This window comes from Marinobacter nanhaiticus D15-8W (assembly GCF_036511935.1).
GTDB classification, from domain to species: domain Bacteria; phylum Pseudomonadota; class Gammaproteobacteria; order Pseudomonadales; family Oleiphilaceae; genus Marinobacter_A; species Marinobacter_A nanhaiticus.
In genome coordinates this window covers 1,933,440-1,948,934 of sequence record NZ_AP028878.1, presented here as the reverse complement: position 1 = coordinate 1,948,934, position 15,495 = coordinate 1,933,440, and the positions used below count along the sequence as shown (strand labels likewise).

Genomic DNA, 15,495 nt, shown 5'->3' with positions numbered 1-15,495 from the left:
TTAACGCAAATTGTGACGCTCCACGTCACCCAGTCCTGCTATTTACAAAAGATCTCAAAAACCCACCGCTCCATAACTTTCCAAACCTTGGCCTGCCATCTAAACTACTTCGTCGACTAACGGGAACCATCGAGCGTTTAAAGCTGCCTATGCCTCCTAGCAATCAGAACGTTACTCTTACCGGGCTTGCACGCCGCTTCGTTGAAGACGGACTGCTGGACGAAGCCGCTGCTCGCGATGCTTTTATCCAGGCATCCAATAATAAGATCCCGCTCATCACCTATCTTGTGCAAAACAATCTAGCCGATAGCCGTGGGCTGGCGTTTTCAGCCGCAATGGAGTTTGGTGTTTCGGTACTGGATCTAAGTTCTTTCGCTCCTGAAATGCTGCCGGAGAAGATCGTCGACGAGAAACTCGTCAGGAAACATAACGCTCTACCACTCTACAAGAGGGGTAAGCGCCTCTTTATCGCGGTTTCCGATCCGACAAATATCCAGGCGCTCGATGAGATCAAGTTCAATACCGGCCTGAGTACCGACGCCGTGCTAGTCGATGACTCTCGACTCAGAGAACTCATTGACCGCTACCTCGAATCCAGCGACACCTCCATGGGAGATCTTGACGACAGCGATCTTGAAGACATCGATGTGGAGGGCGGGGACGATGAACGTGAAGACGCCGGCGTTACAGCCGCTGACATAGACGATGCACCTATCGTCAAGTACGTGAATAAAGTTCTTCTTGACGCTATCCGTGGCGGAGCTTCGGATATTCATTTTGAACCTTATGAAAAGACCTATCGAGTTCGCTATCGAACCGATGGCATTCTTAAGGAAATGTCCAAGCCCTCCATAAAGTTGGCACCGAAGATCTCCGCTCGCGTAAAGATCATGGCTCAATTGGATATTTCAGAGCGCCGCGTACCTCAAGACGGCCGTATCAAGATGAAGCTGTCCAAGACCAAAGCCATCGACTTCCGGGTAAACACCCTGCCGACACTTTGGGGCGAAAAGATCGTACTGCGAATATTGGACCCAAGCTCTGCCAAACTCGGCATTGATGCTCTGGGCTATGAGGATGAACAAAAGCAAATGTATATGGAGGCGCTGGAACAGCCTCAGGGCATGATTCTGGTTACAGGCCCTACGGGTTCGGGTAAGACAGTCTCGCTCTATACCGGCCTAAATATCCTCAATACTCAGGAACGCAATATTTCCACCGCCGAGGATCCGGCGGAAATCAATCTCGAAGGCATCAACCAGGTTAACGTCAACACCAAGGTTGGCCTCGGCTTCGCTGAAGCCCTTCGCGCATTCCTGCGTCAGGATCCGGACGTCATCATGGTCGGTGAGATCCGGGATCTGGAAACCGCCAATATAGCTATCAAGGCTGCCCAAACAGGCCACTTGGTGCTCTCGACGCTACATACTAACAGCGCCCCAGAAACACTGACCCGAATGATGAACATGGGCGTTCCCGCTTTTAACATTGCAACTTCCGTAAGCTTAATTATTGCCCAGCGACTTGCCCGACGCTTATGTAGCTGCAAAGAGCCTCTAGATGTCCCCAAGGACGTTCTTTTGAAGGAAGGCTTCACAGAGCAACAAATTGAAACAGGCTTTACTTTGTACCGACCCAAGGGCTGTGATAAATGCAATGGTGGATATAAAGGTCGCGTCGGGATTTACGAAGTGGTGAAGATTACGGATGAGCTGGCCAACATGATCATGGAAGAGGCTAGCTCCATCCAGATTGCAAAACAGGCTCAGGCGGAAGGCTTCGCAAACTTGAGGCAGTCAGCCTTGAAGAAAGTCATTGACGGCATGACCAGTCTCGAAGAAGCGAACCGCGTGACGAAGGATTAAACATGGCAGAAAATGCACAGAAGCTGTCTACCTTTGTATGGGAAGGTAAGGACCGTAAAGGTAACAAGACCAACGGCGAACTCGCCGGTTCGAGCTTGGCTTTGGTAAAAGCACAGCTAAGAAAGCAGGGGATTGTTCCTAGCAAGGTTAGAAAAAAACCTAAACCATTGTTCGGCGGAAGCAAGAAGATCACGCCGTTCGATATTGCAATGCTTACGCGTCAATTGGCGACCATGATGAAGGCGGGCGTACCGCTAGTTCAGAGCTTTGATATCGTAGCAGACGGTCTCGATAATAAAGGACTGCAAGAACTAGTGATCGCGATCCGTAATGATATCGCTGCAGGTACTAGTTTTGCCGGCTCCCTCCGCCGGCACCCCAAGTACTTTGATGATCTCTACTGCAACCTTGTTGATTCAGGCGAGAAGGCAGGCGCATTGGAACAAATGCTTGACCGTATCGCCACATACCTTGAGAAAACCGAGACACTTAAGAAAAAAGTAAAAAAAGCGATGACATATCCAGCTGCTGTCGTCGCGGTGGCGATCGTTGTTACCGCCATACTGCTGGTGAAGGTCGTACCTCAATTCGAATCTCTATTTCAAGGCTTTGGCGCGGACCTACCGGTTTTCACGCAATTTATTATTCGAATCTCCGAGTGGATGCAGGCTTGGTGGTTTATTGTACTCATTGGAATAGTTGGAGCTATCTTCGCATTCAAAGAAGCCAAGAGACGCTCTCAGAAATTTTCTGACTTGGTCGATAAATATGTCTTGAAGCTCCCTATTGTCGGCGAAATTCTAGATAAATCGGCTGTCGCCAAATTTGGTCGAGTGTTATCTACAACATTCGCATCAGGCGTTCCCCTTGTCGACGCTCTCGAGTCCGTTGCAGGTGCAACCGGCAACGCGATTTACCGCGATGCTGTACTTCGAATCAGAGATGAAGTTTCAAGTGGTACTCAGCTTCAAGCATCCATGCGCTCGGCGGGAGTTTTCCCCGTGATGGCAATTCAACTGACCGCCATCGGGGAAGAATCCGGTAACCTCGATTCCATGCTAGAAAAAGTCGCTGACCACTACGAATCTGTTGTTGACGATATGGTCGACAACCTCACGGCTTTGATGGAACCGATGATCATGGCCGTTCTCGGGGTGCTGGTCGGCGGTCTAATTGTTGGTATGTACCTGCCAATCTTTCAAATGGGCCAGGTCGTCTAACAAAAAGGTATTCGTGCGCCATCAGCCAGATGGCGCTTTTCTCCTTTAAAATCAAGCTTCCTCATGCCAACTCTTCAAGCATTCTTGAGTACCTCTTGGCTACTCTATCCCGCAGTCATTGTCCTCGCCCTCTGTATAGGCAGCTTCCTAAACGTAGTCATCCTCCGCCTCCCCAAGATGATGGAGCAGGACTGGCGCTGCCAATGCGAGGAGTTCCTCAAGCTCCCTGAAAAGCAACGCAAAAAGTCAGAAAAGATCAACCTCTCCTATCCCAATTCCACGTGCCCCAAATGCGGCCACGAGATCAAGCCTTGGGAGAACATCCCGGTCATCAGCTATCTGCTCCTCCGCGGTAAATGCAGCTCTTGCAAGACATCAATCTCGGCACGCTATCCCTTTATCGAGGCTGCGACTGCGATTCTCTCGGTGTTCACGGTTTACCTACTGGGAGCGACACTGGAAGGTCTCTGGGCGCTGCTCTTGGTCTGGGCTCTGATTGCCCTGACGGTTATCGACTTCGACACTCAATTACTACCAGACAGCATCACGCTGCCCCTACTCTGGCTGGGCTTAATTCTTAACTACTTCGGCATTCTGACTGATTTCACCAGCGCCTTCTGGGGCGCCATATTCGGTTACCTGTCACTCTGGTCCGTCTACTGGCTCTTCAAGCTGGTAACCGGTAAAGAAGGCATGGGGCACGGGGATTTCAAGCTGCTGGGCGCTCTCGGCGCTTGGCTGGGGTGGCAGTTGCTGCCGGCTGTGATTCTGCTCTCTTCCGTGGTGGGTGCTGTTATCGGCCTGAGTTTGATCGCCTTTAAAGGCCATGGTCGTGAAGTACCCATTCCTTTCGGCCCTTATCTCGCCATCGCTGGGCTTTTGGCGTTATGGTTTGGGCCTGAGATCCAGGCACTGTGGTTCAGCTACCTGAGGGGCTAAGCGCAGCCCTTCCTGTAGAACACTGATTGCAGAGCGTACTTTTCCATTTCCGGCAGGAATATTCGTTTGAGAGTCATCGGTCTGACAGGCGGGATCGGCAGCGGGAAGTCGACGGTTGCTCGCCTCTTCGAACAGGAAGGCGTGCATGCGGTCGATGCCGATACCGTAGCCCGAGAAGTTGTGGAACCCGGTACGTCAGCATTAGCAAAAATAGCAGACCATTTCGGGCCGGCTATTCTCACAGCGCAAGGCGCCCTGGACCGTGCCGCTTTGCGTCGCATCGTCTTCGAGGCACCTGCCGAACGGGATTGGCTCGAGAAGTTGCTGCATCCGATCATCCGTGATGAGCTGATGCGCCAGCTCTGGCTGACGCCTGACGCGCATGTTCCGCAGGAGTACAAAGCCGGTTACGTTCTACTCGTATCACCACTATTGCTCGAGACCGATCAGCACCAGCTCGTCGAGCAGGTCATCGTGGTGGATGTTCCGGTAGAGACGCAGATAGAGCGCACAATGGCCAGGGACGATAATGATCGCGCGCAGGTCGAGCGGATTGTCGCCGCGCAGATGAACCGCAAGAAGAGGCTGGAAAGTGCCGATATCGTTGTCGATAACACCCGGCCCGTCGAGGAAGTGGCAGATCAAGTCCGCAGCATCCATCACAAGCTAAGTGACGAAGGCTGAAAAACTGCGATACTTGCTATCCAAAGACCCAAGTATCCAACGACTTATTGGGATGAGATTCCGTAAATGGATTGCGTATTTTGCCAGATCGGCCAGGGACGGGCGCCCGCGGCACGGGTATTTGAAGACGAACACTGCTGCGCGTTCATGGATATCCATCCGCTTGGTCGAGGACATGTCCTGGTTATCCCGAAAACGCATGTGGTGCAAATCACCGAACTATCCGACCCGGTCTCGAATCACCTGTTTTCCGTGGCACGAAATATACTCAAAGCACAACGCGTCGTCGGCTGGGGCGTGGACGGTACCAACCTGCTGATTAACGATGGCAAGGCTGCCAACCAGACACTGCCCCATACCCATATCCATGTGATCCCGCGAGAAAAAGGCGATAGCCTGAAATCTGCCGGCCGGCTTTTACTTCACGTAACTGGCCTGTTTGGACCCAAGACTCGCCCCCACATCCTACAAGAACAAGCTGAAGCGCTACGTAATGCCTTGGAAACCCCTAGCGGCTAAAAGCCTCTATTTCACGATGATCGCCTCTGTTTTACTGCCAGGCAGGCTGGTTGCGGCGACAGAAGATCCTGATAACAAGTTTCTCTCGCCTCCGGGCATGGAGAGTGTGGAGCCATCGTTTTTTACCTACTCGCCCGACGAGACCCAATACCCTGCACAGGACTCCTGGTGGCTCAGGTCGTCTGACTGGGTCATCAAGGAGCATTACCGTCGCTCTGACCAAGTCCAGCAGGTTGGCGCCTGGGCGGATCGCACGCTTTCAGGGGACGAGCAAGCCTTGCCCGACAACGAGAGCTATTTACGCCTGGGCTTCGCTACTCGCCATGAAACCGGCGACCTTGCCCAACTGGAACCGGAAGCCCGTTTCAGACTGGACCTGCCAACGCTGGAAGAAAAGCTACGGCTGGTTATCGAAAGCGAGAGCGAGGAGACCAGATCACTGTCTGAACGTGACCGGGACCGCCAGTTGACCGACGCTGAACGCTCCGAATCCGAGACTACCGGCGCGCTACGTTACATCACCCAACTCACAGAGACCCTCAACCTGAGCAATGATGTAGGCGCTCGCCTACACTTCCCGCCGGACGCTTTCTGGCGCGCGCGGTCGCGGGCGCGATTCGATCTCGTGGACAACTGGCAGTTGGAGATTGACCAGCGCATCTACTATTTCCACGTGGATGGCTGGGGTGAAAGCACCCAGGTAGAATTTTCCCGGCCCATTGGCGAGTGGCATTTTCTCAGTGGTTCTGAGCTTCGCTGGGTCCATAAGGACCGCAATTTCGAGTTCTCGCAAATCCTGAGCCTCTACGATCGACTAAACAATCGAGCCGAACTGAACCCACGGATCGGCGTCATTGGGGAAAGCAATCCGACATGGCGCACTACCGAATATTTTGCCGATATGACCTATCGCTATCGCCTTTACGATACCTGGCTCTATGGCGAGGTCATCCCGGCCGTCAACTTTTATCGCGATGACGACTTCGGTGAAACCACATCCCTGACCTTGCGTATCGAGATGTTCTTCTCCCGGAGTATCCGATGAGCAGGCACCTTTCGCGGCCAGCCGAAGAAGCGCTCACACTGACCCCCATTGCCATCACCCGCTCCTGCTTCCGGGACAAGTTTGGCGTTCCGCGGCAGCCGGGATTGACTCGTCACGCCTGGGCCGACCTGGTAATCCAGCCGCCTTTTAACCGTGAAGATGCCTTTCGTGGACTGGAGGATTGCTCGCATATCTGGCTGACCTTCCAGTTCCACGAGGCGGTCCGTGCTGAGTGGCGCCCGACTATCCGGCCTCCACGACTGGGGGGTAACCGGAAGATTGGCGTCTTCGCCAGCCGTTCGCCTTTCCGGCCGAACAGTCTGGGACTCTCGGTGGTTCGCAACGAAGGCTTGTGTCGTCGCGATGGGGAGCTGGTTCTACGCGTCCGGGAGCACGATCTGATCGACGGTACGCCAATACTCGACATCAAACCCTACCTGCCGTTTGCCGACGCGATTCCCGAGGCGCAAATCCCGTGGGCCTCAACACCGCCGACCGAGCGATTCCCTGTCATTTTCGACGCTGAAGCGGACCGGCAACTGGCGGCACTGGATCCGGCGCGCTATCCCGATTTCAGGGCTCTGATCGAAGACGTGGTGGCCTACGATCCACGCCCGTCATTTCGGCGTGGGAGGATCGAAGAACGGATCTATGGCGCACACCTATACGACCACAATGTGCGCTTCCGATTTGACGATCACCAGGTGACCGTTTTGACGGTAAGTCTGCTAGACTGACAATCCGTTCTGGCGACATATTACAGGTTTGTTGAGCGCCATCTATCCGGCGCTACAGCGTCCATATAACACAGGGTTGCGGCATACGGACATGCTGCCACGTTGAAGGTCTCACCCTTCGATTCTGCGAGCCGGTCGAGCTGTGCTTGTGCCCGGTGACTCCGCGAAATGCCAGGGATGGCGCTTCAGCATGAAACACGGCCAACTGACCGAAGACACATGCCGGAGTCGCAAAACGAGCAACCACCAAGCTGTACCTATGCAGCCTTGGACGGTCTCAAAACCAGGGAAACGGTAGCGTGGCATTACGATTATCCCTCCGAAAGCTTGGCATTCGCCCCCTCGCGGCAAGATTGTTGGTCTACGTCTTGCTGTTCAGCCTCCTGTTGTCTCTGGTAGCGACCGGTGCCCAGATGGTGGGCGAGTTCGAACAGCGCAAGAGCAACCTGATGGACGTGCAGAACCGGGTCGCCGAGATGCTACTTCCCATCCTCAGCAAGAACCTCTGGATGCTGGATATGGAGGCGGTCGAAACCAGCCTTGAGGGGCTGCTGGCGTTCCCGTCCATGCAATACGCCGAGGTTCAGTCTGAAACCGGCGAAATCTTCCGGGCCGGTCAGCCCGTCGAACACGAGCATATCGAACAGCACTACACCATCGTGCTCAATAGCGAAGGCCGCCCACCCCAGGAACTGGGAACGTTGACCATCAGCTCTTCCCTGGCAACCGTCTACGACGAGATTATTGGCCGCGGGCTCCTATTGCTGATGTTCCAGAGCCTGATCGTTATGCTCGGCACCCTAGGCTTGCTCCTGATCGTCAGGCTGACCCTCACCCGTCACCTGGAAGCTATTTCCGATTACATCAAGCGACTGAATTTCGACGCGTTGATTGCACCGTTGAAACTGCGGCGTAAACCACCCAGCAAGCCAGACGAGTTGAGCGAGGTGGAGCACGCCCTGAATGTCATGCGCGCCCAGCTACTCGAGGAAGCGCGCGACCTGCGGCAGTCTAACCTGCGGAGCCAGGATGAGAGAGACGAGGCGGTCCGGGCCAACCACGCCAAGAACCTGTTCCTGGCCAACGTCAGTCACGAACTGCGAACGCCACTTCAGTCCGTGCTTGGCTACGCGAGCCTGCTGGAAGATACGGAGCTGGACCAGGAACAGCTGGATTACGTCAAAACCCTGCAAAGTTCGGCGGAGAGCCTATCCGCCATCATCAATGACCTGCTCGACATCTCCAGCATGGAAGCCGGTAAGCTGGTGCTCGAGAACATCGCCTTCGACCTGCGGGACACCCTAAACGACCTGGTCATCATGTTGGGCGGACGCGCAAGGGAGAAAGGCCTCGCCCTGGAGTTGAGAGTTGACGAGAACCTCCCCTCTGCCCTGCGCGGCGACCCGATTCGTTTGCGCCAGATCCTGCTGAACCTGACCTCCAACGCCATCAAGTTTACCGACTCCGGCCATGTCCTGATCAGCCTGGAAGTCCTCGGGCGCAGCCATGAGGACATCCAGATCCGCATCGCCGTTGAAGATACGGGTGTGGGTATTCATTCCGAAGACCTGCCCCTGGTCTACGAGCCTTATGTCCAGCTCGGCCAGCGCTTTCGCCGGCAGTTACCGGGCGCAGGGCTGGGCCTGACGATCTGTCGCCAGCTAATCAACCTCATGGGCGGCAATCTCGATGTCCAGAGCACGCCGGGCGAAGGCTCCACGTTCTGGATAGAACTGAATCTGACCCTGGCCCCCGAGGGCTCAACGCGGGTGCGGCCGGATACGCGGATGATCCTGGGCAAGCGGCTGCTGGTCGTCGATTCCTACGCCCTCTCCCGCAAGATCACGCTGGAGATGCTGTCCCGGCACGAGGTGGAGATCGAAGCGGTCAAGTCTGCGGCCGAAGCGATCCTCACCCTGCGCCAGAGCAGCGAGGGCGACATTCCCATCGATGCCATCATCCTCGATGGTTTCGTTCCGGATATGGACAGTGACCTGCTCTGCCAGCAGATCCGGGAAAACCCCGACTGGAAGGAGACACGTATCCTGGTGCTCTCCTCCAACCCGCAGCGCGGTGATGCTGAACATTTCAGACAGGCCGGCGCCGATGGATTCCTGAGCAAGTCGCTGCGCGAATCCTGCCTCACTCCCATGCTGCATCAGCTTTTTGCGGACCGCTCTAACGGCCAGCGCACCTTCCTCACCCGGTTCTCCCTCCAACCGGCACAGGAACAGCGCGAACGTACACCGCTACCAAGCCAGCGCATGCGCATCCTCCTGGTAGAAGACAATCCGGTGAACCGGACCCTCACCCGGCGTCTGCTGGAGAAACTCGGTTGCGACGTGACCACTGCCAACGATGGCGAAGCTGCGCTTGGTCTGATCCAGTGGCACCAGTTCGACATGATCTTCATGGACTGCGTCATGCCGCGAGTGGACGGATTCGAGGCAACCCGCCGCCTGCGTCAGCGCGAACGCGAGCAGAACCAGCTACCGGTGCCGGTCGTCGCGCTCACCGCGAGCGCCATGGAGAAGGATGAGGAACGCTGCCGCCGGGCCGGGATGGATGCCTTCGTAGCGAAGCCGGTCAATATGGAGATGCTCCGGGCAGTGTTGGAACAGTTCTGCCAGAGTGCAATCGACGTCTGAGCTGGTTACCATAGGCCACGGGAACGCCCTGTTCGCTACCCCAATTCCCTCGTGGCTACCATCGATGGTCGTTACAGACTTTTTGAGAACGGCCACTAGAGGTTCCCGGAGGTAAAGGGCGCCAAAACAACCCCTGTTTGACCGGTATACAGAAAGACATGCGAGTAACCTGCCCGACCTGCAAGAAAGACATCGAATGGGACACCGGCAATCCCCGCCGGCCATTCTGCAGCGAACGCTGCAAGCTGATCGACCTTGGCGCCTGGGCAAATGAGGAATACAGGGTTCCAGCCGAGGAGGTGGACCCGAACGACATACCCGCGGGCCAGGAAGACCCGGACGCCCCACGGCACTAAGGCAAGGATTGGCTAATCACCGAGGACGAACTTGGGAACGATAGGAACGACAGTCCCCAAGGCCATAACAAAACCGTTACCCAGCTTTAAGTTGAGCGGCCCCAAGCCCATGGCTACCATGAGCCGCTGATTCCATCAGAACGCATTATAAGGGTGAATCCATGAAATATAGCCGCCTTTCAGTTCTGGCACTTGCCATCGCCGCAACGCCTGCCCTGGCTGCCGATTTTGATCTGAGCCTGACCGACGACTCCGCAAAAGGTCAGGTCAACTTCACGCCGACCAACGCCGATATCCAGGCTGGTGCAGGCTACACCTACCACCAGGGTAGCCGTCACATTGCCAACGTCGATCTTCACGCCCAGGGCCGTACCGCGGTCGGTAATCTACCGACAACTGCTGGCATCGGCATGCGCGGCATCGGCTGGGATGACGACGATCTGGACGGCGGCGCCATCGGCCTGGGTGGCTTCGCCACCATGAACATCCCCAACGTGCCGGGGCTGTCCGTCGGCGGCAGCCTGCACTACGCGCCGAGCATCCTGTCATTCGGTGATTCGGACGACATGACCAGCGCAGAGGCCCGGGTCAGCTACCGTGTTATCCGCAACGCGGAAATCTTTGGTGGTTACCGCTACCTCAATACCGACCTGGATGGCGGCGGCGACGTCAACCTGGACGAAGGCATCATGGCAGGCATGAAGATCTTCTTCTAGGCCAGAACACTGATCGACCAGACGGGGCCCATCAGCGGCCCCGTTTTTGATTCCGTGCCCCGCCTCACTTTTTACCGCCCTCTGCACTGCTAAGCTGCTTTTTCCAATAATAGTCTTCAATAAAAATACAGGGATCGTCGCAGCCTATGTCTCCGGTAGTTCGTCTTATGTGTCTCGTTGGCCTCTCTACCCTTCTGGCAGCTTGCGGAGGTGGCGGAGATGATGCCGTGGAAGAGGCCGGCAGCCGGCCCAACACCTTTCCAGGCAACAAGAATCCTGCCGACGGTTTCTCGGAATCCAGTACGGGCGATTCCAACAACGCCAACGGGCTCAAGAAGAACCAGGTTCGCATTACCGTCGAGGTGCCCACCTCGCTGGCGCCCGGCGCTCCGTTGTCGCGCCGGAATTTGCGGTTGGTTCAACCGGATGGGATTAGCGTCTACCGGACAAACCAGACCCTCACCAGGATCTCGTCGGTCGACACAGAACACGGTGTCGACGATGATGGCTTTGATGTTATCGAGTTTTCGGAGGGTCAGCCCCTCGGGCCCGACGTCCTTATCGAAGTCGATTACAACGGTACCCGGATTCGTGCATTCGCCACGGATCGTGATCGTGACATCAAAGTTAACCCCTTTTCGGAGTACCTGGTGCGCAATGCGCTTGGTGGCTATAGCAGCGCGCAGTTCGAAGAAGTCATGGAGTGCGTCAACTCCAGCGATGACGCGTTGTGCATCAACAAGTACGTCTGGTCGACGCTTGCCGACCAGATCCAGGATTTCGAGATCGATATACCGGATGGCAACGACATCGATAGCGCCGTTGCACTGCTCGACGATCGTGCGGATTTTGCCGGTTACGTCAGTGACATGGCTGATCTGGCACAGGTTCCACCGAACGAATCGGGCGTGATTTCGGCGCAGTCCGTCAATATGAATACCGTATTCTTTGGCCTTGAACTCGGGCGCACCAGTCGGTTCTCGGATGAGCCGGCTTCCCAGTGGGGTACCCGGCGCGGCTACGAAGAGCAACTGGAGAGTTCCGGCACAGCATACGTCTATCCCGGGCTCAGCATGGCTTCACTTGAGGCTTTGGGTATCAGTGTCACAACCCTGGCCAGCGATGTCCCCTATGAGCGCGCCACCCTGACGCGCTTCGCCGATTACACCCCGCAGACTGAAGGTCCCGATTTCTGGGGCATCAATAGCCACGCGACCTCAGGTAGCCCGGCGAGTATCGTGAACGACACCCGCCTGCTATCGGGGCAGGCGCTATTCCAGACCATTACCGGTAAAAACAGTGCCCAACCCATTGGCTGGTCGCGCAACCCCTATTTCCTGGATGCCCAGCTCCAGCTGACCGGCCAAGATCCCAACGCATTACTCGCAAGCTACTTCGTCGGAGGCCGAGCGATTGAACTGGAAGGCTCATCGGGTGACTACGAACGTGGCGCCCTCGTCGAAGAGCACTATACGTCAGTGTTCGATGTATCACTGACTAAAACCGACGTGAAGGAAGAAGGCGCCTTCCAGATCGTCACCCTTGCCGATAACTACAATGTCGTCAGCTTTTCGGTTCAGCTTGGGGACAGCAGCTTTCCGTACAGAGCCGAGTCGTTCGTCGGCACCTGGACGGAAAGTGGCGGAATTGCAGGCCAATACACCCAGCAGGCCGATGCGCGTGAAATAAACCGCACACCCAACGGTGCAATAGGAACAGCAACGCCCAACCGCGCTGACACAGCTCAAATTGGCAACAGAACGTCGACGACAAGCTCCGGTCCCGAGGAGAATGGACGCCTCAATCTCGACTACACCGGGATTGGCAACGGATCCCGCTCGGAAGACGGCATTGGTGCAAGTAACCCTGATGGATCCATCGTCGCCTTCAACCTCAACAATCCAGCCAATGGCGATGGCATCCTGATCGCCATGGAGCGATCGACCCATAGCCCCGAGCTCGCCAACTACCGGTTGCAGGGCACTATTGCGGGTCTTGGGCCCGATACCAACTATCTTCGTCACATCAAGGACGGTCAATTATCGTTCACAAGCGGCACGGAAGCTTCGGTCTCGCTTGCAGGTTTCCAGGTAGAGCAGCAAATCAGCACCCGCGGCCTGACACGCCCCGTTAAGTCGAGTAGCGATCCGGTGGACCTCACGTATACCCAAGACGGTACAACCGGTCGACTCTCGTTCACCGCCGGGAGTGGCGCCATGGAAATGGACGGTTTCGTCTCCAGCAATGGTGAGTATCTGACGCTCAGGATCAGGGAGGCTTCCGGCAGTGGCGAGCAATACCTCGGCCTGCTCCTGGGCACGTTGGAGGACTAGCCCGTAACAACAAAACAACAGTTGGGGCCGCAAACCCGAATCGGGCACCGTTTCGTAACCTGATATAATAGACCTCACGCCGCAGTATACGGAGGACGTAATGTCAGCAGGTGCGAAACTCACGGCAATGGTCGTTACCCTGGTCGTCGCCTTTGGATGGGGGATCTTTCACGAGCCCGACGACTACCAGCCAGAGTATGACCAGGAGAGCATCACCCTGGATGCGCTGCCGCCCCTGCCTGAGTGGGCTCATGCCGATCTTCCGGATTTCAACAGCTACCGCGATACAGCCGAGAAAAAGGCTGCCTTTTTCTCCTTTCTGTACCCGCGCATCGTCCTGGCCAACACGAGGGTACTGATGTTGCGCGACAACCTGCAGGTGCTTGAAACCAAAAGCGAACTGACCGACACAGAGAAGGCCTGGTTGCAACGCCAGGCGGACAGGCTTCGTGTCGATGAGCAAACCGGATCGGCAGCAATGTATGAACTGCTGAATCGCCGCCTCGATGTTATTCCACCCTCACTGATCATGGCCCAGGCGGCCAACGAATCGGCCTGGGGAACCTCCCGGTTTGCGCGCAAAGGAAATAACCTGTTTGGTCAGTGGTGCTTTTCAGCCGGTTGCGGCTTAGTGCCCCTGGAGCGCAACGAAGGCGCCAGTCACGAAGTAGCGAGTTTCGAGTCGCCCTATGAATCCATCCGGGCCTACATAACCAACCTGAACCGTCACACGTCCTATCAGGCCTTGCGCAATACCCGCGAGCAGGCCCGCAAGAACGAACGTTTTCCCAATGGCACAACGCTGGCCCAGGGGTTGATCGGTTACTCCGAGCGGGGGGCAGCCTATGTTGAGGAAATCCAGTCTATGATCCGTTACAACAATCTCGGATACTATGACCAGCAGTACAAAGCATTGATTGGAGAGCGAGACTCCCTGCCGGACCTTTTACAACTGGCAACGAGCGACGAAAATGCGTTCTCTCCGGGAGGCATCGCAAAGAATGAGGGCTAACGATGAAAAGGCCGACGATCGACACACTTGAAAACTGGTCCGCGGATTACTCAGAGCCCGGCTTCTGGTCCAAGGTGCGGAACCGCACCCGGGCAATAGGGCGCCGCCCGGTAGAAATGGGCCTGACGTTGTTCTACACACTCAGGGAGCCATCCACGCCCATCTGGTGCAAGGCGGTCATTTCCGGAAGTCTTGGTTATTTTATCAGCATGGTCGACGCCGTTCCCGACTTGACGCCAGTCCTGGGGTATACCGATGACATCTACGTCATGGCTGCCGCCTTGGCCGCCCTTGGTGTCCATATAACGCCAAGAGCCCGTCAGAAGGCGCACGATACAGCCCGCCGCCTGATTAGGGACGACGCCCCTGCTCGCAAGCCAGAGTGACAGCCGTTAAGTAGCATCCGTTAACCGTGATACTCGTCGTCCGGCCGGCACGCTGGCAGAGAGTCACTGCATAAACCTGAGAGCCCGTGTACATGTTGTATTTCCTGCCCGCGAAGCTAAAAGGCTGTCTCGCGGCCTTATTGATTCTTGCCAATACGCTTTGGCTTTTCCCGATACTGCTGGCCTTCGCCTTCCTCAAACTACTCATTCCGTTGCGCTTTAGTCGCAAGCTCTGCACCAGGGTCCTCAATGCCATCGCCTACTTCTGGATCGGCTTTAACAACCGGTTGGCAGATCTCTTTCACCGCATCGAGTGGCAGGTTGAGGGCGCCGAAGCTCTGGCCCGAGATGATTGGTACCTGGTCACCTGCAATCATCAATCCTGGGCTGACATTCCCGCGATCCAGTACGTGCTGAACGACCGCATTCCGTTGCTGAAATTCTTTCTCAAGAAAGATCTGATCTGGGTGCCCTTTCTCGGCGTCGCCTGGTGGGCATTGGACTTCCCCTTTATGCGCCGATATACCAAGGAACAGATTGTCCGCCAGCCGGCGCTGAAGGGTAAGGATCTTGAAACAACCCGCATTGCTTGCGAAAAGTTCCGGTATATGCCGGTAACGGTCGTCAACTTCATGGAAGGCACACGATTTACCCCGGCCAAGCATGACAGCCAACAATCACCTTACCGTCACCTGCTCAAACCCCGTGCCGGCGGGACGGCTTTCGTGCTGGGGGCCATGGGCGAGGTTCTCAATAAGATGCTGGACGTCACCATCGTCTACCCGGGCAGGGCCCACGGCTTCTGGGATTACCTCTGCGGACGGATTGAGCGGATTATTATCCACATTCGCACCATCGATATTCCCAGCCAGTTCCTGGGAATGGATTACGCGAACGACGAAGCCCTACGGGAGGCGTTCCAGGAATGGATCGCCCAGGTCTGGGCTGAAAAGGATCGTCGAATCGAGAGCCTCCTGCACAACGGCCCCCACGAGCAGGAACAGGACATCAAGTCGTCAGCGGCCTGACCAGGCA

14 protein-coding genes are annotated in these 15,495 nt (G+C 56.1%); all 14 read left to right on the top strand.

Annotated elements, in window-relative coordinates; all coding sequences use genetic code 11:
• The first annotated feature begins 149 nt into the window (after window positions 1-149).
• The 14 genes from pilB (at window position 150) to RE428_RS08715 (ending at window position 15,488) form a co-directional block, all read left to right on the top strand.
• Window positions 150-1,865, top strand: a complete 1,716-nt coding sequence (pilB, locus tag RE428_RS08780) for a type IV-A pilus assembly ATPase PilB (protein ID WP_004581628.1) — start codon at window positions 150-152, stop codon at window positions 1,863-1,865.
• A gap of 2 nt (window positions 1,866-1,867) precedes the next feature.
• Window positions 1,868-3,085, top strand: a complete 1,218-nt coding sequence (locus RE428_RS08775) for a type II secretion system F family protein (protein ID WP_004581627.1) — start codon at window positions 1,868-1,870, stop codon at window positions 3,083-3,085.
• A 63-nt stretch (window positions 3,086-3,148) separates the two neighbouring features.
• Window positions 3,149-4,024 (top strand): prepilin peptidase, encoded by an 876-nt coding sequence (locus RE428_RS08770; protein WP_004581626.1) that lies wholly within the window; start codon window positions 3,149-3,151, stop codon window positions 4,022-4,024.
• A gap of 66 nt (window positions 4,025-4,090) precedes the next feature.
• Window positions 4,091-4,708, top strand: a complete 618-nt coding sequence (coaE, locus tag RE428_RS08765) for a dephospho-CoA kinase (RefSeq protein WP_004581625.1) — start codon at window positions 4,091-4,093, stop codon at window positions 4,706-4,708.
• Between the two features lie 66 nt (window positions 4,709-4,774).
• Window positions 4,775-5,227 (top strand): HIT family protein, encoded by a 453-nt coding sequence (locus tag RE428_RS08760; RefSeq protein WP_004581624.1) that lies wholly within the window; start codon window positions 4,775-4,777, stop codon window positions 5,225-5,227.
• Window positions 5,202-6,272: a hypothetical protein gene (locus RE428_RS08755; protein WP_227500224.1), complete on the top strand. Its 1,071-nt coding sequence runs from the start codon at window positions 5,202-5,204 to the stop codon at window positions 6,270-6,272. Before RE428_RS08760 ends, RE428_RS08755 begins: the two co-directional genes overlap by 26 nt.
• Window positions 6,269-7,009 carry a tRNA (N6-threonylcarbamoyladenosine(37)-N6)-methyltransferase TrmO gene (tsaA, locus tag RE428_RS08750; protein ID WP_004581622.1) on the top strand — a complete coding sequence of 247 codons (741 nt, stop codon included), beginning with the start codon at window positions 6,269-6,271 and terminating at the stop codon, window positions 7,007-7,009. The genes RE428_RS08755 and tsaA overlap by 4 nt, the downstream gene beginning before the upstream one ends.
• Window positions 7,010-7,308: 299 nt before the next feature.
• Entirely contained in the window at window positions 7,309-9,657 is a 2,349-nt protein-coding gene (locus tag RE428_RS08745; protein WP_227500223.1) for a response regulator, read from the top strand.
• A gap of 158 nt (window positions 9,658-9,815) precedes the next feature.
• Window positions 9,816-10,013, top strand: coding sequence for a DNA gyrase inhibitor YacG (locus RE428_RS08740; protein ID WP_004581620.1), 198 nt, complete (start codon window positions 9,816-9,818; stop codon window positions 10,011-10,013).
• A gap of 161 nt (window positions 10,014-10,174) precedes the next feature.
• Window positions 10,175-10,729: a YfaZ family outer membrane protein gene (locus tag RE428_RS08735; RefSeq protein ID WP_004581619.1), complete on the top strand. Its 555-nt coding sequence runs from the start codon at window positions 10,175-10,177 to the stop codon at window positions 10,727-10,729.
• 227 nt (window positions 10,730-10,956) lie between these two features.
• Complete coding sequence (locus RE428_RS08730; RefSeq protein WP_004581618.1) at window positions 10,957-13,062, top strand: hypothetical protein; 2,106 nt, start codon at window positions 10,957-10,959, stop codon at window positions 13,060-13,062.
• A gap of 100 nt (window positions 13,063-13,162) precedes the next feature.
• A complete protein-coding gene (locus RE428_RS08725; RefSeq protein WP_004581617.1) occupies window positions 13,163-14,074 on the top strand; it encodes a glucosaminidase domain-containing protein in 912 nt (303 codons plus the stop codon).
• Window positions 14,075-14,076: 2 nt separating this feature from the next.
• Window positions 14,077-14,460: a YkvA family protein gene (locus RE428_RS08720; protein WP_004581616.1), complete on the top strand. Its 384-nt coding sequence runs from the start codon at window positions 14,077-14,079 to the stop codon at window positions 14,458-14,460.
• A 92-nt stretch (window positions 14,461-14,552) separates the two neighbouring features.
• A complete protein-coding gene (locus RE428_RS08715) occupies window positions 14,553-15,488 on the top strand; it encodes an acyltransferase (protein WP_004581615.1) in 936 nt (311 codons plus the stop codon).
• Window positions 15,489-15,495 lie beyond the last annotated feature (7 nt).